Here is a 16,702-nt window from a genome sequence, read left to right as displayed (position 1 = left end):
TATAATGGCATTGAAAGCGTTTTCTAAAGAGTAATGAGGGGGAATCACGATGAATCAAACAGAGAAAATCATTCAACAGACGGAACAGTTCGGAGCACATAACTACCATCCACTCCCGATCGTCATCTCAGAAGCAGAAGGGGTCTTCGTCACGGATCCGGAAGGACGTCGTTACATGGACATGCTGAGTGCCTATTCAGCGGTTAACCAAGGGCATCGTCATCCAAAGATCATCGAGGCGCTAAAACGACAGGCAGATAAGATTACATTGACGTCACGTGCGTTCCACAATGATCAACTCGGTTTCTTCTATGAAAAGGTAGCGCAATTGACAGGGAAAGACATGGTCTTACCGATGAACACAGGCGCTGAAGCAGTCGAGACAGCGGTAAAGGCAGCACGTCGCTGGGCATACGAAGTCAAACAAATTCCGGGTGATGCTGAAATCATCGTCTGCGAGGGGAACTTCCACGGACGGACGATGACAGCCGTCTCCATGTCGACAGAAGCAGAGTACCAACGCGGATTCGGACCGCTCCTTCCGGGGATCAAGACGATTCCATATGGGGATCTCGATGCATTGAAACAGGCAATCACGGAAAATACAGCAGCATTCATCCTTGAACCGATTCAAGGGGAAGCTGGTATTTTAATTCCGTACGACGGCTTCCTGAAGGATGCACAGGAAGTATGCCGTGCTGAAAATGTTCTTCTTGTATCAGATGAGATTCAGTCTGGTCTTGGACGTTCAGGAAAATGGTTTGCTTCAGACTGGGATGAGGTAACACCTGACATGTATATTCTCGGTAAAGCACTTGGAGGTGGTGTATTCCCAATCTCCTGTGTGGCTGCGAACAAGGATGTCCTCTCTGTCTTCAACCCGGGATCGCATGGTTCGACGTTTGGCGGAAATCCACTCGCTTGTGCTGTTTCGATTGCTTCACTTGAAGTATTAGAAGATGAAAAGTTACCGGAGCGTTCACTTGAACTCGGTACGTACTTCATGGAGAAACTAAAACAAATCGAAAATCCGATGATTAAAGAAGTCCGCGGTCGTGGATTATTCATTGGTGTTGAATTGACAGAAGCCGCACGACCATATTGTGAAGCATTGAAAGAGAAAGGCTTACTGTGCAAGGAAACACACGAGACAGTCATTCGCTTTGCACCACCGCTCGTCATCACCAAAGAAGAATTAGATTGGGCGTTCGAACGGATTGAACAAGTGTTGGGTGTTTCTGTCGCCCAATAAAAAGATAGATTTAAATCGAACAACAGTGGACAGTATGTTCACTGTTGTTTTGGTTTGGACCAGAATCCAGTTTGATACAGAGAACGTTTGAAAACCTGTGACAAGGGAACATACAACTATCGCAAAAAAAACTTTTAAATGGGGGTAATTCACATGTCAGAAAACAGTGGACTCAATAAAAAAGTAGATGGTCTCGTCGATAAAGCAGCCGGAAAAGCAAAAGAAGCACTCGGTAAAGCGACGGGAGACAAATCAACAGAACGTGAAGGAAAAAAAGATCAACTAAAAGGTGACGCTAAAAAAACAGTCGGAAACGTTCAACAAAATGTTGAAGATACGAATCGTCGCTAAGATCGTTTTTAAAAGAATTCAGCCGGACTAGACACCGCTCTAGTCCGGTTTTTCATGTCTTATAGAAAGATGTGTCGTATGAAAGAAAAAAGATCAAAAATAATTTGTATAAAGGTCTAGTCATTTAGATATTTATGTGGAATAATAAAACACGTAAAAGCGTTTACATTGTTCTGCCATTATTGTTTATTCAGGAAAGGGTGAAAGGTATGTTGCAGTTTCTACAACGAATTGGGAAAGCCTTGATGCTACCGATCGCAGTATTACCGGCTGCGGGTATCGTGCTTCGCTTAGGTTCAGCGGATATGCTTGATATTCCGTTGATGGTCGCAGCAGGAGGGGCTATTTTTGATAACCTACCATTGATATTTGCCATTGGTGTCGCCATCGGTCTATCCATCGATGCAAGTGGCGCCGCGGGTCTTGCCGGAGCCATCGGCTACCTAGTATTAAAGAATGGCGTCGATTCGATGAACAAGGATTATTCGAGTGCACAGATTCAGGCGAAGTATGATGCAATCGCCGCAATCGTCAATGATTCCTCGACGAAGGTCGACGGCGCGACACTTGGTTCGATCGCGAATCAGGCGACACTCGGTTCGACCGTCAATATGGCGGTATTCGGTGGAATCATCGCGGGTATCGTTGCCGGTCTTCTCTACAATCGCTTCTACAACATTAAGCTGCCGGATTGGTTGGCATTCTTCGGTGGTCGCCGTTTCGTTCCGATCATTACATCAGCAGTCATGCTCGTGCTTGCTTTTATCTTTGGATACATTTGGCCGTTCATCGAGCAGGGCATCAATGGTGCCGGCGAATGGATGGTTGGACTCGGTGCAGGAGGTGCTGCTCTGTTTGGATTCTTTAACCGTCTCCTGATTCCTGTCGGATTGCACCATGTCTTGAACAATATTTTCTGGTTCGTCTTCGGTTCATATGAAAAAGCAGATGGTACGGTCGCGAACGGTGATATCGCGCGGTTCTTCGCTGGAGATCCGACGGCCGGTATTTATCAAGCCGGATTCTTCCCAATCATGATGTTTGCTTTACCAGCTGCAGCATTTGCGATCGTCATGGCTGCGCGCAAGGAAAACCGTAAAGCCGTTGCCGGGGCAATGATTGGTCTTGGTCTGACGTCGTTCCTGACCGGGATTACGGAACCAATCGAGTTCTCGTTCATGTTCTTGTCACCAGTATTGTACGTCATCCATGCAGTACTGACCGGTCTTTCGATGGCCATCGTCAACTTGCTCGGCATTTTGCACGGCTTCTCCTTCTCGGCTGGTTTTATCGACTATGCCTTGAACTTCGGTATTGCGAAGAAACCGTTACTCATCATCCCGGTTGGTCTCGCGTTCGCGGTCGTTTATTACTTCCTGTTCTACTTCATGATCACGAAATTCGATTTGAAGACACCAGGACGTGAAGATGAATCGCTCGTCACAGACACGGGAGTTGTTCTGACAGACTCGGACGACAAGTATGAGCAACAGGCAGCTCAGATTTTTGCCGGACTACAAGGAACAGACAACGTCACATCGATTGATAACTGTGCGACACGTCTACGTCTTCAAGTCAAGGATCCAAATATCATTGATGAAGCGGTCATTAAAGCGGCTGGAGCGAAAGGTGTCATGAAAATGGGCGCGACGAGTGTCCAAATCATCATCGGCACGGATGTCGAATTCGTTGCGGATGCGATGAAACGGCAGAAGTAAGAAAAAACGACCTTTCCTGAACTCAGGAAAGGTCGTTTTGCTGTACGTTCGCAACAGGCGCAGTTTTACTCGAACGGTAAATCGGATAAAAAATACCGACGAGAATGATGACGATCCCCATCCATTGGGAACTCATCAGGTGTTCACCTAAAATTAAAACGGAACAGATGACAGCTGTCGGTAATTCAGCTGCCCCAAGCAAAGAGACGCTTGCCGGAGACAAATGCGGTGCACCCGCTGCAAATAAAAGTGGTGGCAAAATCAATGCGAATAGACCGAGCGGAATCGCATACAGGAGAAGACCGTTTTCGAAATTCGCAGAGGATAAGAACGTCGTCGGTGGATACATGATCATGACAAAAGCGAGACCACCCGTCATCATATAAAAACTTTTCTTGACGACAGGTAGATGATTAGCAATACGTCCACTAGCGAGTAGGAAAATCGAGAAGCTGACGGCTGCCCCGAGACCAAACAATGTACCGCGTAAATCAAGCGGACTCGAGTAAGCGGCACTTGCAAGAATAGCTCCGCCAATCAACAGAAGTGCAGACAAGAAGTGGGCACGCGACGGCAAGCGTCTGAATACAAGGGCATCGATCACGACGCCAATCCAGGTGAACTGGAATAACAGGATGATCGCAACGGATGCGGATACGGTCTGAAGACTCTGGTAGTATAGGTATCCTGTTGTACCACTCGATATACCAATCAGCATGAGAAGTCCTGCTGTTTTGATGTCGAGACGTAAATTCTTCGTAAATAGGGCGAGTCCGAATATCATCAGCCAGCCAAAGAAAAACTGGCTTCCTGAAACGGCTGCCGAATCAAACCCGGCTGCATAAGCGAGTTTGACGATCGTTGAGAGGACACCGTAACTGATGGCGCCAATGAGAACGAATAAGGTTGCTTTTGAGCGATGCATGAATGATTTCCCTCCATTTTTTACTAAAAACCACACAAAAAAGGTTGCAACGGGGCCTTGTCCAGGTTTTTTGGACAGGGTTTGGTTGCAACCTGTGTGATTTATTGAGTTGATGTGTCAAGTAAATGATACAGCCGTGTTTTCGTTTGATTGTATTGAACGGTCAACCGATTCCACTTCTTCAACGAGGCGGTAGCCTTCCGTGATAAACGATTTAAATCAGCTGTCGACTCATCAATCTTAACGAAATCCGGTTTTTCCGTCAAGCGTGAAAGCACTTTCTTTTCAGCAGCAATCGATTGCCGGTACGTTTTTACGAATGTATCAAACGTCTGCTCGCGCTGTTTGATGAGCGTCAGCAAGGTCGTTCCTTCCAGTTTTGCCTTTCCGTCAAGCTGGTTCACGGCATCCTTGATGTCATCCAGGTCGAGTTCGGCATACGTTTTTTTACGAAGCGTTTCTTCCTGTTTCAATAACGAAAGCCGCTCGACGTTTAAGGCTTCCAGCTCCTCGCGTTCGTTACGGGCGCGTTTGATTTCTTCAGCTCCCGCATCGAGGACAGCTTGATACGTATTGACTGAAATTTCGTCCTTTCGCGCACGTTGATCGGCAAGCGTGTATGCTTTTTCTTCTCCTTTGACTTGCTGCTCCAGTTTTTGCTGAAGGGAGGCGGGAGAATCATTGGAACAAGCAGCGAGTCCGAAGCTAGTCATGAACAGCATCGCTAAGAGTGATTTTTTCATCTGGACGTTAACTCCTTATAGATCTGAATGTTGCGCGAAATTATAAGGGATATGGAAATCCTCATCATAGATCGCAAATTGATAGCCTTTTTTCTGAAGTCCTTCAACGATAGCCGGAAGTGCTTTGATGGCTTGCGGCTGTTCGTGTAACAGGATGATTTCAAATGGTCGTTCTGCCCGGCGGATCACTGTCTGTACGACTTCCTTCGCACTATCTTTGTAGTACCAGTCCATTGAATCGATCGTCCAGTCCCAGACACGGAAGTCGGCAGAATGTATCGCGGCAGCCATTTTTTTCGTAATCCCGGGTTTGGATCCGTAAGGGGGTCTTGTCAAATGAGGCGTCTGCTTCGTCAATTCGTAAATTTTCTTTTGAACACTCTGCATCTCGGATACGTACTTCCCTTTTTCATATAGCGTAGCGTAATCGTGTGTTTCGCCGTGAAGTCCGATATAGTGACCGGCTTTAGCGGCTGCCTGCACCTCTTTTGGGAAAGATTTTACCTGTGGTCCAAGATAAAAGAAGGTAGCACGGGTATCGAGTTCGTTTAATGTCCGGAGCAGATCCGGCGTCAAAGCGGTTGGTCCGTCTTCAAATGTTAAATAGGCAACTTTTTTCGTCACGCCGTTCCATTTTTCGATGCGTGCTTTTTCCATATCGGCAACGGGAACTTCTGTTATCGGTTTACTGGCAGTAACTGCTTTTGGGGCAGGGGTGAACATATACCGGTATGCAACATACCCTCCGACTCCGAGTAAAAGGATGGTCAGAAGCAACAAAAATCGGGGGAGAACTTTTTTTCTTTTTGTCCGCGGTCTTGGCCCAAGTCCGCTGTCGTAGCTTGAAGTGAATGGATCCATCGTTGTCTGTCGCTCCTTTTGTCCAAAAGATCATATACAAATAATGTAACATTTTGTCTGTTTCATTTGTAACAAACAGATGACAAAAAGATGACGAGTTAACGATTTTTCGAAAAAACCGTCTTTTCGTTAGAAAGTATATTGTCAAAATAAAAAAACAACCACTATAGGAGTGATTGTTTCGGGATTTCTTAGTGTTCGGTTACAGCACATTCATCACATTCCGTTTGATAGGATTCACATTGCTCATCCATCTCTTTTCCACAGTGAGCGCATGTTTTTACGGGTAGCTCACGGTAAAACTCAGCAGATGCTTCTTGGTAAAGAGGTTGCTCCATACGTGTATTCCTCCTTTGAAATGAAACACGAGTGTCTGTTTTCTTGTTTTTATTGTATTAGTACAGAGGGATAAAGTCAATCTTTGTTTTATAACAGGTAAAAAAATGCCGAGTACTGATGCAGGACAATAAAAAAGAGACATGCTACGATACCTAAGTAATCTGATAATCATAAGGGGGATTCATTCATGACACAAGCAACACTGGATACAATGCGTGTATTGACAGAAAGACGCTCTGTTCGTCATTACGACGAAACATTCAAACTTTCAAAACAGGAAGTGGAAGAACTACTGGAATGGACGACAGCGGCACCGAGTGCTTGGAATCTGCAACACTGGCATTTTACTGTTTTCCATTCAGAAGAGGCGAAACAACAGCTGGCACCGATCGCTTACAATCAGCCAGCCATCACGTCTGCCTCAGCAGTCATCGCGATTTTAGGAGACGTGCAAGCGAATCGAAACTATAATCCGGTCTATGGACCAGCAGTGGAAGCGGGCGGTATGACGGAGGACTTGTTCGATTCAATCAAGGCACAAGTGGAAGGTGCTTACCAAAGCGAAGCGTACGGACGTGATGCAGCGATGTCGAATGCGAGTCTTGCGGCGATGCAATTGATGCTTGCGGCAGAAGCGCGCGGATTATCAACGCTTGCCATGGGTGGTTTTGATCATCAACAGTTTGCGAAGACATTCATTCCGGAAGCCCGTTATGTACCGGTCATGCTGATTGCTGTCGGAAAAGCGGTCGAAGATGCAAAAAAACGTCCGGCGTTGCGTTTACCGGTTGATCAGGTATCAACGTTCCTGTAAGACGTTGAAATGGAGGAATCGGGGATCAATTCCTCCATTTCAACTTTTTTAATTTTTTTTGAAAAAAGACTTGTCAGCCTTTTAGTTTCTTGATATATTAATACATGTCCTAGCAAGTACATAACGTACTGCAAACATGATTCTGTAGCTCAGCTGGGAGAGCGCTACCTTGACAGGGTAGAGGTCGCTGGTTCGAGCCCAGTCAGAATCATACCGAAGCGTCCGCTTCTTCTGTAACAGGAGAAGCGGGCGCTTTTTTTATTTTTTGAATCATAGTACTCCTCGACCGGTTTTTAAAGCAGTGATCCACCAGAGTTCGAGGGATGATGTACAAAAAAGGAGATATATAAAATGACCATTCTATATTTCGTACGCCATGCTCACTCTACTTATTCACCGGATGAACGAATGCGTCCGTTATCAGAGAAAGGGGTACAGGATGCCCATCACTTATGTAAGGTATTTCAGGGGATTCAGGTTGACCGGTTTTACAGCAGTCCGTATCGACGAGCTGTGGAAACGATCTCCCCGCTCGCAATAGAACGTCGACAGGACATCGTCGAGGTGGAAGCATTACGGGAGCGGCTGCTTGCACCCGGAGCACTGACTGATTTTCAAGAAGCTGTCACCTTTGTCTGGCAACATCCGGATCAAAATCCGTACGGGGGAGAAACAAATGAAGAGGCGACGGACCGGATTCGGCAGTGCATCGACCGATTGCTCGTGCAACATCCTGAGGAAACACTCGTTCTTGGAACACATGGAAATATCATGGTACTGCTTTTGCAGGCATTTGATGCTTCGTTCGACTATTCCTTTTGGAAGACTTTACCGATGCCGGCAGTATATCGGCTGACTATAGATGAAACAGGCGAAGTGGACATTCAGGTCATACCCTTGAATACGACCAGTCAATGAAAAACGCCCAAACGGATGTGCGTCTCCGTTTGGCCGTTTTTTTTCGGTTGTTGTGCCGATTGTGGCGTTAAGGCGTTGTAACTGCACCTTCATGTTTACGAATCAAATCAGCCGTCAGTTGACCAGACAAAGTCACCATCGGCACACCACCGCCTGGGTGTGTGGACCCCCCGACGAAATAAAGTCCTTCGTACAGATCACTTTTGGACGGAATCTTAAATCCGCCATTTTTCTTCCGGTCTGCCGCCACTCCATAAATCGATCCACCGTTTGGACCGTATAATTCCTTCAAATCTTCCGGTGTAAACCGATATTCGAACTCGATGGATTCCCGCAGACCATGAAGCCCCATCCGTTCCAGTTTATCTAGGACGACATCTCGATAAGCATCCCAGTCGACTTCTCCCTTTTGGAGGGTCAGTGGAGGGACGTGTGTTAAGACAAATAAATTATCTTTTCCTTCAGGCGCCTGCGAAGGATCGGATTTGGAGGAAACACCGACGTAAATCGTCGGATCCTCAGGAGGTGTTCTGTCTTTGAACATCTGAGCGAATTCTTGCTCCGGATTTTCAGAGAAGAAGAAATTATGATGTGCAAGTCCGGAATATTCTCGGTTCACACCAAGCAACAAAACAAGTCCTGAGACAGATGGGGCGAACGACGCCTGTAATTTTTTTGCTTGCTTCCGCGCTTTTTTCTCAGGTACGATCCGTTCGTACGTCGGAATGACCTCGAGGTTTGAGACGACGATATCTGCTGCATGGAATGTGCCGTTTGAGATGACACCGACCGCCTTTTTATTTTCGAGAACGATTTGTTCCACCGGTGAGTTCAAATGAATCGTCACACGGAGTTCGTCCAGTAAACGTTTCATGGCACGGGCGATCTGATACATGCCGCCTTTGACATAATAGATACCGAGTCCCATTTGGACATAAATCATTTGGTTGAAGACGGCAGGTGCCTGATACGGATTGGAACCGACATACATGACCATGTAATTGAACAGTTGTTCCAGATACGGATCGTTCAGATGCTTTTTTGTACCGGTCGCGACGGTATTCATCGGATCCATCTTGAGCAAGTCCGACATCGTATGGTATTTCTTTAAGTCTTTTAAATCTTCAAGACTGTATTTATAAAAACTGTCGAGGCATAAGTCGTACATTTGCTTCGAATACCGGAACAATTCAACGAAATCTGCGCGTGACGAAACCTGCTCGACTTCCTCGAGCATTCCCGGCAAATCCCCTTTGACATCAATTTTTGTTCCGTCCTCAAAAAATGTGCGCCATTGCGGCTCGATCCGTTCAATTTCTAAGTAATCATCTAGATTGCGGTGGACGCTTGAGAAGAGTTGTTCGAGTACCCAAGGCATCGTTAAGATGGATGGACCAGTATCGAAAGTAAAGCCTTTTCCGCTACGTTGATTCAGTTTTCCACCAACGTTCGCATTCTTTTCAAGCATGGTAACCGCGTAGCCATCTCCGGCTAAACGAATGGCGGCAGACATTCCGGCAAGACCGGCTCCAATGACGATTGCGCGTTTCTTCAAATGAATCACTTCTCCTTTTAGTAGATGAATGGAATCAGTCGTTTTCGTTTCGCAGCCCATTGCGTGTAGGCAGGGCCGAAGCCTTTCGTTAACATCGCTTCTTCGATCCGGATTCGGTAAAGCAGAAAACCAATCATGAGTAGTCCGGAAAACACAAGCAGGACAAGTTGACCGGTGAACAGCGGAAAGCTGATCGTAATAAAAAGAAGACCGGTATAGAGCGGGTGACGCAAAAAGCGGTAGGGACCACTACTGACAAGCTCGTCCCCCGATGCGACGACGACGTGACGTGTGAATTGTTGTTTCAAGTGAAGAATACCCCATAGGCGTAAGGCGACTCCACTCCACAACAGAAAGCATGAAATGATGCGCATTGCTTGAGAAACGGTTTCCTCTGCAAACAGGAAAGCGCAGATGATCGTTCCGCTCAGGACGGAGAAAATCAGATAAAAGCTGATTTGCTCAGCTGTTCCTGCCTTCGACTCGGAACGGTTGCGAAAGCGAATCATCTCACCGATCCAGCAGATACTGCCGATACTGAATATCCATTCCCAAAGTGACACGTACGCTACTCCTTTCTACAGTAGAATCATGTTTCATAACCGCATACATCGTTATTTACCCATTGCAATTCGTCCTTAAGCTACATTTAGAAAACTTCAGAAATACTTCATTTTCATGACAAGCATTCCGAAAGAACCCTGTTTGAAATAAACAATGGTATTCTAATCTAAAATATGGATGCAACTGATTGTGCATAAAGGAGACAGATTCATGAAATACATCAAGACACTCATCACGACGATGGCATTAACAGCAGCGTGTACGTCGGTTTACATACCTTCAGTTGAAGCCGGCTCCTCTTATCGTCAAGCTAAGACACCTCTTCATTTACGACAAGGAGCATCGCTTGAACAACCGAGTATTGCGGTCATTCCGACGGGGATCTATGTGACGGAACTGTCGAAAGTCGGTACGTGGTCAAAAGTACAATATGGAACGAAAATTGGTTATGCGAGTACGAAGTATCTGTTGACGGATGCACAAATCGGTGGAAAACGAATGGGTAAGACACTGATCGCGAACAAAAATTTGCCGCTACGTTCGACTTATGCACCAGGTGAAAATCAGCAGGCGCGAGCCGCTTTTGAAAAGATGCGCCTGGCAGCGAAAAAGGAAGGGATCACGCTTGTGGCATTTAGTACATACCGCTCTTATGCTTATCAAAAAGCATTGTTCGATAAGTATGTCGCGCGGGATGGGTATGAGAAAGCAAGCACGTATAGTGCGGAGCCGGGAAAAAGCGAACACCAGACTGGACTTGCGTTTGATATCGGCGGAGCGGATTCTTCCAAGTACGCGATGTTCAGTTTCACCAAAACGAAAGAAGCGAAGTGGCTGTTTGCCAATGCGCACCGATATGGTTTTCATCTTCGTTATCCATCCGGGAAGGAAGCATGGACAGGTTATACGTATGAGAGCTGGCACTACCGTTATGTCGGGGCAACACTTGCTGCCCGCTTAAAACTGAGCGGATTGACGATGGAGGAGTATTTCCAACTGGCACCGTGGAAACCGGTACAGGTTTCGTCTTCGTAAAAACATGGTAAATAGAGGATGTCGAACCCGTCGGATAGTCGTCTCAGGTGAAAGAGGTGGAACGGATGGCGAAAAAAGATGCGAAACATCACATCATGACCTTTACTTTCAATGAAGAAGCGACATCGTATCAAGTGTTCAGTGAATTAAAAAAGTATCATGCCCGAGGGCAAGTTGATTTTGAACAGATTGCTGTCATCAAGCGGAACGAGAATGGTGCTTTTTCGTTTGAAGATGCAGCGGATTTAAACGGATCCAATCGTGTCGTGAAAGGTTCGTTGATTGGAATGGCTGTAGGAATCCTTGGCGGACCATTCGGCATCTTGCTCGGTTCGATGACCGGCATGCTGATTGGCGGATCAAAAGATGTGAAGGAACATCAAGAAATTCAGGAGACATTCAAGCGGACGCTTGGTGTGATACCACCAGGTAAAACAGGTATCATCGCGATCGGTGAAGAATTTGAACCTTCCGTACTGGATGGATTGGTAGCCGAGCATAATGGCACATTGGAACGAACGGATGAACAACTGGAATCCTAAGCAAAAGAGCCGATCAAAAAGGATCGACTCTTAGATTGTAGACAAATAGGCACACTCAAAAAATGACGTATTTTTTCACGCCCTTTCCTCAGGCGAGACACAAGACCCGGTTTCCTGCTCGAATAGAGCGGGAAACCGGGTCTTGTTTGTCTCTGACAGCGCAAAGATGCGCTTTTTCCTGTAGGAGTGGCGTGTAATGCGTCATTCTTTTTGTTATGAGATAAGGATGGCAGAAAATCATTCTGCCACCCTCATCTTTGTGGAAACTGACTTTTGAGTCATCCCCTTTTATTTGCTCTTAACGGATTGTCCGTTCTTTTTTTGCTTTTTTGAAGAAAAACAGTTCATAAACGACTGGAACGATAATCAGCGTCAAGAGGGTAGACGTCGTCAGTCCCCCGATGACCGTCAAGGCAAGACCTTTTGAGATCAATGTTCCTGAAGAAGTTGTTAATGCGAGTGGTACCAATGCCATGATCGTTGCAAATGCCGTCATCAGGATTGGGCGTAATCGTGTTTTACCCGCTTCAATCAATGATTCACGAATTGGCATACCACGTCCGACGTTTTGACCAATCCGGTCGACGAGAACGATGGCGTTCGTCGTGACGATTCCGATTAACATCAGGAAACCGATCATGACACTAACCGATAGCGGTTCTTTTGCCAAGAAGAGCGTGACAAGCGAACCGATTGGAACAAAGATCAGAGAGGACAAGATGATGAACGGAATGCGTGCTTTTCCGAACGTGATCAGCATCGTCAGATAAACGAGTCCGATCGCAACGACAATCGCGATGCCGAGTGACTGGAAGATTTCGACCGTATCATCATTTCCGCCGCCACTTGTCAGCGAAACACCGTCTGGTAAATCGATTTTTTCAACATCTGCTTTCACGGCGTTCGATACGTTCTGAACATCGTCCCCTTTGACTTGTCCGGATACACGAGCATATACTTTACCGTCGAGTTTCTGGATTGATGTGAACGTCTCGACTTCCTGGACGTCTGCCACATCCTTTAAGGCAACAGGACCGTTAGCCGAGAAGAGTTGTACGTCTTCGAGGTCTTTCTTCGAGACGAGATCTTTTTCGTAAGATAATTGGACGTCCTGATCCTTATCATCAAGATTCAGTGTTCCGACTGTGACAGGTTTTGTCTGATCATTGACGGTACCGAGAATCTGGAAGCCGGATAGTCCGCGATCACTCGCTTTTTCCGGATCAATTTTAACAAGGAATTGCTTTTGTTTTTCACTGAAGTTATTCGTGATATATTTCAAATCATTATTTTTCGACATATTATCTTCAACGAGTTTCGCAGCTTTTTGGAGTGCTTCGAGATCATTTGAGAACAAGTCGACATCAACATTGTTATTTGATGGAGGACCACCTGTCGATAGTTCGGCTACACTGATTTTGACATCGACGTTTTCGTCTTGAGCGATGTCTTCCATCTGTGTTTCAAGTGACTTGATCGTTTTTTCGACGTTTGCACCATCCTTCAAGTTCAGGAAGTAGCTTGCCTTGTTATCGAGGCGTAAGCCTGTCGTAAAGTCACGCGCGCCGACAGAAGTCGTCACATCAGCAATTGCTTGTTCTTTGTCGAACATTTTTTCCATCTCAAACGAGACGTCACTTGTTTTTTCAAGTGATGTAGCAGCAGGAAGTTCAAGCGACGCCGTCAATGTCTTCGATGCTTCGTTCGGAATAAATGTAAAGCCGAGACGCGGTACGATCGCAAGCGAACCACCGAGAAGGACGAACGATACGATTAAGATGATTGCCTTGTGCGAAAGTGATTTTTCAATCAGCTTGCCATACCACCGTTGAAGTGCACCTTCTTTTTCTTCGGCAGGTACCTTTTTGAAAGCAAATTTCGCGAGAATCGGTACAATCGTAATCGCAACGAGTAGTGAAGCAAGTAACGAGAAAATAATCGTCAAGGCGAACGGTAAGAAGAATTTACCGGTAATCCCACCAACGAATCCGATCGGCAGGAAGACGACGACGGTCGTCAATGTCGATGATGTGATCGCTTTTAGAATTTCCTTCGTCGATTGTTCTATGACCTCATCCGACATCCCGGATTCTGATTTTCGGACGCGCCGGAAGATATTCTCAATGACGACGATACTATCATCAACAACCCGGCCGACTGCAACAGCCATCCCGCCAAGCGTCATGATGTTCAATGAAATATCTTGCCAGTTCAAGAAGATCGCTGCGATGAGCAACGATAACGGAATCGAGACGATGGCAATAATGGTTGCACGGATATTTCGTAAGAATAAGAGAACAGCGAGCGATGCGAAGAGAGCACCGAGTAATCCTTCTTTGACGAGTGTCGCAACGGATTCCTCGATGTCTTTCGCGGAATCGATTCCAATCGTATAGTCGACTTGATCGTCATATTTATTGAGAATTTTCGTGACTTCATCTGCGATTTCGACCGTGTTGGCATCTTGCTTCTTCGTAATCGCCATCGATAAGGAGTCTTTTAAGTCATAACGCGTTTTTTCACTTTGTTGCGAGATCGCTTCGATTTTCGCGATGTCTTTTAGACGAATCGGTTCTGCCGGTTGAGATGCCTGATCTGCAGTTGCTCCACCTGTTGTACTAGGAGGTCCTTGCGTTGTACCCTGCGGCGGACCACCAGCAGATAACTGATTGTTATTTGATGAACCAGTAGCTCCTGCAGCGGGTGTTAATTGTAGATTTTTTAATTTATCAAGATTTTCTAGCTTTTCTTCGACGCGAATCGGGATTTTCGAATCGTTTTCCGATAATTGTCCGGATGGGAACGAGACGAATTTTCCATTGATTTGTTCCTTGATACTAGAAAGTGAGAGACCTGCTTCCGTTGCTTTCTCTTTATCAACGGTGATTTGAACGAGATCATCTTTATAACCACCGACGGAAACGCTGTTGATACCCGGAATTTTGTTTAGCTCGGGTTCAATCTCTTCCTTCAGGATTTTTTCGATATCTTTCCCATCTTTACTGAAGAAGGAGATGTTATAGATCGGGAATGAACCGAATGACAAGCGATTTAATTTCGTTGTCGCTTCCTCTGGAAGATTAGCATCCTGAATGGCAGCGTCGATTTGTTGTTCGACTTTGTCCATATCGGTATCAAACGGGAATTCGATATTTAAGATACCGATACTTTCATAAGAAGAGCTTGTCAGCTTCGTTGATCCTTCAATACCTTTTAAAGCAGTTTCAAGTTTTGAGACGACTTGTTGATCGACATCGTCAGGTGAGGCACCGGGGTAGACCGCTTCGATTGAAATTTGAGGAAACTCGATTTCCGGAAACTGATCAACTTTTAATTGTGAGAAGGAATAGACGCCTCCTAAAATTAATAGGATTGCAATGATGAAGACAGCAACCGAGTTTTTCAAACTAAATCGGGTTAAAAAGTTCATGTGAACGCTCCTTTCGTTTATATGTGCTTATTTACATAGTAGAGGACACTCATAGAAGCCGCAACTTTAAAACTGTTTTTATGGAAAAAGATCTTTTTGAAAAAAGATAAATTTTTTTATTAAAAAGGCTTTACACTTTTCGATATGCTGCTATAATAAAAACATACCCAGTAACAACACAGCATGATTCTGTAGCTCAGCTGGGAGAGCGCTACCTTGACAGGGTAGAGGTCGCTGGTTCGAGCCCAGTCAGAATCATACCGAATCGTTCCTTTTCGAAGGAGCGATTTTTTGCGTTAAAAAAACTATTCCCGAAATCAATCAGGAATAGTTAGAAGATAGGTCAATCCTTTTATTGGATCTCAAGATGAAGATCGCCACGTTTCGTCCACCCGGCGACAGTCGTCAATCGATAGAAGACGAACGTCAAGGCACCAGGTAGGACAACACCAGTCAAGAAGAAAACGAAGAAAGCTTGCGGTCCTTGATTGACGAAGATGTTGAGTGGTGCAATCATCGAATTTAAACCGAGCCCTGCGAGTTCGTAGGGTACTTTCAAAGAGAGAAGCAACGTCGCGACAGGCGCTGAAATCATTGCTGCGAGAAACGGTGCTACGACAAGACGCGGATTTTTAACGATATTCGGGAATTGTACTTTAGGTGTGACAAAGAAAGAAGCAATCAAACCGCCTGGATCCGTCTGGCGATAGGCCATCAACGTAAAACCGACGAATTGAGCAGAACAGCCGATGAGTGCAGCGGCACTTGCTACAGGATCAAGTTGTAAAGCGATAGCAAGCGCAGCGGACGAAGCAGGAGACATCAATAGGACACTAAAGATGAGTGCAATGACAAGAGACGTAGCGATAGGAGACGATTCGACCGACGCTGTGATCATGGCGCTGAATTGTGTAAGGAGTGGTGTCGTGACGGCAGCAGCTCCGATTCCAGTGATACCACCAGCTAGGACAGCACTCATCGGGATGACCATCATGTCAAATTTCGTTTTTCCAGTCATGCGTTTTCCGACGTATACGGCAACCGCAGCAGCGAGTAATGCACTGATCGGTTGTCCGGGAACTAGAACGAGTCCGGATGCGGTCGTCTGAAGAGCAGCACCGCCAATTGTCGCAGCAATCATTGCACTGAAGAGGACGAGTGTATTCCCGCCGAGCTGAAAGGCGATACCGGCACCAAGTGCTGGAGCGAGTAGTACTTTTGCAATGCCGCCAATCGTTAGTAGCATTTGGATATGTAGAAGATTTCCGAGCGTTTCAATCAGGAGTCCGACACCAAGTGTCACAAGGACGGCATTTGCCATTCCAGCCGATACTTTTACCATTCGATCCATCGCATATTCTTTCAACGTTGTCATCCTCTCTCTGTCTATCTCTATTTTTTTGCCATGAAAAAAGCCTATCCGTTTTTGGGATAGGCGCCACTCATTCTGTGCGGGCGCCTCATTCGATGCATCGAAAGAAGGGCCCAAAAATCATTTCCGTGTCATCATCGGAAAAGTTTTCAGTCCCTCATGCATAGAATAATCAGTCGTCCGGCTTGGTTAAATGGCTGCTGTGTCGGTATCATACGATCGTGCCCCTCTCTGTGAATTTTTCTAAGCCTAACACGCTTATGACTAATAATCAATATTTTCT

15 protein-coding genes and 2 tRNA genes are annotated in these 16,702 nt (G+C 45.9%); 9 read left to right on the top strand and 8 right to left on the bottom strand.

Features of this window, described 5'->3' with window-relative positions:
- The first annotated feature begins 49 nt into the window (after positions 1 to 49).
- The 3 genes from ACRPK8_RS08765 to nagE all read left to right on the top strand — a co-directional run bounded on the left by ACRPK8_RS08765 (position 50) and on the right by nagE (position 3,321).
- Positions 50 to 1,252, top strand: a complete 1,203-nt coding sequence (locus tag ACRPK8_RS08765; protein ID WP_432237884.1) for an ornithine--oxo-acid transaminase — start codon at positions 50 to 52, stop codon at positions 1,250 to 1,252.
- 153 nt (positions 1,253 to 1,405) lie between these two features.
- Positions 1,406 to 1,603: a CsbD family protein gene (locus ACRPK8_RS08760; RefSeq protein ID WP_432237883.1), complete on the top strand. Its 198-nt coding sequence runs from the start codon at positions 1,406 to 1,408 to the stop codon at positions 1,601 to 1,603.
- Positions 1,604 to 1,812: 209 nt separating this feature from the next.
- Positions 1,813 to 3,321, top strand: a complete 1,509-nt coding sequence (gene nagE, locus ACRPK8_RS08755; protein WP_432237882.1) for an N-acetylglucosamine-specific PTS transporter subunit IIBC — start codon at positions 1,813 to 1,815, stop codon at positions 3,319 to 3,321.
- A 22-nt stretch (positions 3,322 to 3,343) separates the two neighbouring features.
- Here nagE and ACRPK8_RS08750 read toward each other — a convergent pair whose 3' ends face one another.
- From ACRPK8_RS08750 to yhfH, 4 genes are all read right to left on the bottom strand, one after another.
- Positions 3,344 to 4,246 (bottom strand): EamA family transporter, encoded by a 903-nt coding sequence (locus ACRPK8_RS08750; protein ID WP_432237881.1) that lies wholly within the window; start codon positions 4,244 to 4,246, stop codon positions 3,344 to 3,346.
- 101 nt (positions 4,247 to 4,347) lie between these two features.
- Positions 4,348 to 4,989: a YkyA family protein gene (locus ACRPK8_RS08745; protein WP_432237880.1), complete on the bottom strand. Its 642-nt coding sequence runs from the start codon at positions 4,987 to 4,989 to the stop codon at positions 4,348 to 4,350.
- 15 nt (positions 4,990 to 5,004) lie between these two features.
- Positions 5,005 to 5,766, bottom strand: coding sequence for a polysaccharide deacetylase family protein (locus tag ACRPK8_RS08740; RefSeq protein ID WP_432237879.1), 762 nt, complete (start codon positions 5,764 to 5,766; stop codon positions 5,005 to 5,007).
- Between the two features lie 275 nt (positions 5,767 to 6,041).
- Complete coding sequence (gene yhfH, locus ACRPK8_RS08735; protein WP_294743515.1) at positions 6,042 to 6,188, bottom strand: protein YhfH; 147 nt, start codon at positions 6,186 to 6,188, stop codon at positions 6,042 to 6,044.
- Between the two features lie 188 nt (positions 6,189 to 6,376).
- Between yhfH and ACRPK8_RS08730 the strand changes: the two genes are divergently transcribed.
- The 3 genes from ACRPK8_RS08730 to ACRPK8_RS08720 all read left to right on the top strand — a co-directional run bounded on the left by ACRPK8_RS08730 (position 6,377) and on the right by ACRPK8_RS08720 (position 7,921).
- The gene (locus tag ACRPK8_RS08730; RefSeq protein WP_432237878.1) at positions 6,377 to 7,003 is read left to right on the top strand and encodes a nitroreductase family protein; all 627 of its coding nucleotides are present in this window, start codon (positions 6,377 to 6,379) and stop codon (positions 7,001 to 7,003) included.
- A 138-nt stretch (positions 7,004 to 7,141) separates the two neighbouring features.
- Positions 7,142 to 7,214 (top strand) — tRNA-Val (locus tag ACRPK8_RS08725).
- 140 nt (positions 7,215 to 7,354) lie between these two features.
- Positions 7,355 to 7,921 carry a histidine phosphatase family protein gene (locus ACRPK8_RS08720; protein ID WP_432237877.1) on the top strand — a complete coding sequence of 189 codons (567 nt, stop codon included), beginning with the start codon at positions 7,355 to 7,357 and terminating at the stop codon, positions 7,919 to 7,921.
- Between the two features lie 67 nt (positions 7,922 to 7,988).
- Here ACRPK8_RS08720 and ACRPK8_RS08715 read toward each other — a convergent pair whose 3' ends face one another.
- Positions 7,989 to 9,476 (bottom strand): phytoene desaturase family protein, encoded by a 1,488-nt coding sequence (locus tag ACRPK8_RS08715; RefSeq protein ID WP_432237876.1) that lies wholly within the window; start codon positions 9,474 to 9,476, stop codon positions 7,989 to 7,991.
- 17 nt (positions 9,477 to 9,493) lie between these two features.
- Positions 9,494 to 10,039, bottom strand: a complete 546-nt coding sequence (locus tag ACRPK8_RS08710; protein WP_432237875.1) for a methyltransferase family protein — start codon at positions 10,037 to 10,039, stop codon at positions 9,494 to 9,496.
- 211 nt (positions 10,040 to 10,250) lie between these two features.
- Between ACRPK8_RS08710 and ACRPK8_RS08705 the strand changes: the two genes are divergently transcribed.
- Positions 10,251 to 11,075 (top strand): D-alanyl-D-alanine carboxypeptidase family protein, encoded by an 825-nt coding sequence (locus ACRPK8_RS08705; RefSeq protein ID WP_432237874.1) that lies wholly within the window; start codon positions 10,251 to 10,253, stop codon positions 11,073 to 11,075.
- A gap of 65 nt (positions 11,076 to 11,140) precedes the next feature.
- Entirely contained in the window at positions 11,141 to 11,617 is a 477-nt protein-coding gene (locus ACRPK8_RS08700; RefSeq protein ID WP_432237873.1) for a hypothetical protein, read from the top strand.
- A gap of 298 nt (positions 11,618 to 11,915) precedes the next feature.
- On the opposite strand, the gene ACRPK8_RS08695 is transcribed toward ACRPK8_RS08700, so the two are convergent.
- Positions 11,916 to 15,047 carry an efflux RND transporter permease subunit gene (locus tag ACRPK8_RS08695; protein ID WP_432237872.1) on the bottom strand — a complete coding sequence of 1,044 codons (3,132 nt, stop codon included), beginning with the start codon at positions 15,045 to 15,047 and terminating at the stop codon, positions 11,916 to 11,918.
- Positions 15,048 to 15,232: 185 nt separating this feature from the next.
- Here ACRPK8_RS08695 and ACRPK8_RS08690 point away from each other — a divergent pair.
- A tRNA-Val gene (locus ACRPK8_RS08690) sits at positions 15,233 to 15,305 on the top strand.
- A gap of 94 nt (positions 15,306 to 15,399) precedes the next feature.
- Here ACRPK8_RS08690 and ACRPK8_RS08685 read toward each other — a convergent pair.
- Positions 15,400 to 16,422, bottom strand: a complete 1,023-nt coding sequence (locus ACRPK8_RS08685) for a PTS transporter subunit IIC (protein WP_432237871.1) — start codon at positions 16,420 to 16,422, stop codon at positions 15,400 to 15,402.
- Positions 16,423 to 16,702 lie beyond the last annotated feature (280 nt).

Origin of the sequence: Exiguobacterium sp. TDN 0502, from assembly GCF_050846835.1 — a bacterium.
In the GTDB taxonomy this organism is placed as follows: domain Bacteria; phylum Bacillota; class Bacilli; order Exiguobacteriales; family Exiguobacteriaceae; genus Exiguobacterium_A.
The sequence above is the reverse complement of the archived record's forward strand: the minus strand, read 5'-3'. Positions and strand labels throughout refer to the sequence as shown.

Excerpts from the sequence above, each read along its gene's own strand:
- ACRPK8_RS08765 (WP_432237884.1), top strand. The coding sequence starts at position 50 with ATGAATCAAACAGAGAAAATCATTCAACAGACGGAACAGTTCGGAGCA.
- ACRPK8_RS08760 (WP_432237883.1), top strand. The coding sequence starts at position 1,406 with ATGTCAGAAAACAGTGGACTCAATAAAAAAGTAGATGGTCTCGTCGAT.
- nagE (WP_432237882.1), top strand. The coding sequence starts at position 1,813 with ATGTTGCAGTTTCTACAACGAATTGGGAAAGCCTTGATGCTACCGATC.
- ACRPK8_RS08750 (WP_432237881.1), bottom strand. The coding sequence starts at position 4,246 with ATGCATCGCTCAAAAGCAACCTTATTCGTTCTCATTGGCGCCATCAGT.
- ACRPK8_RS08745 (WP_432237880.1), bottom strand. The coding sequence starts at position 4,989 with ATGAAAAAATCACTCTTAGCGATGCTGTTCATGACTAGCTTCGGACTC.
- yhfH (WP_294743515.1), bottom strand. The coding sequence starts at position 6,188 with ATGGAGCAACCTCTTTACCAAGAAGCATCTGCTGAGTTTTACCGTGAG.
- ACRPK8_RS08730 (WP_432237878.1), top strand. The coding sequence starts at position 6,377 with ATGACACAAGCAACACTGGATACAATGCGTGTATTGACAGAAAGACGC.
- ACRPK8_RS08720 (WP_432237877.1), top strand. The coding sequence starts at position 7,355 with ATGACCATTCTATATTTCGTACGCCATGCTCACTCTACTTATTCACCG.
- ACRPK8_RS08705 (WP_432237874.1), top strand. The coding sequence starts at position 10,251 with ATGAAATACATCAAGACACTCATCACGACGATGGCATTAACAGCAGCG.
- ACRPK8_RS08700 (WP_432237873.1), top strand. The coding sequence starts at position 11,141 with ATGGCGAAAAAAGATGCGAAACATCACATCATGACCTTTACTTTCAAT.
- ACRPK8_RS08695 (WP_432237872.1), bottom strand. The coding sequence starts at position 15,047 with ATGAACTTTTTAACCCGATTTAGTTTGAAAAACTCGGTTGCTGTCTTC.
- ACRPK8_RS08685 (WP_432237871.1), bottom strand. The coding sequence starts at position 16,422 with ATGACAACGTTGAAAGAATATGCGATGGATCGAATGGTAAAAGTATCG.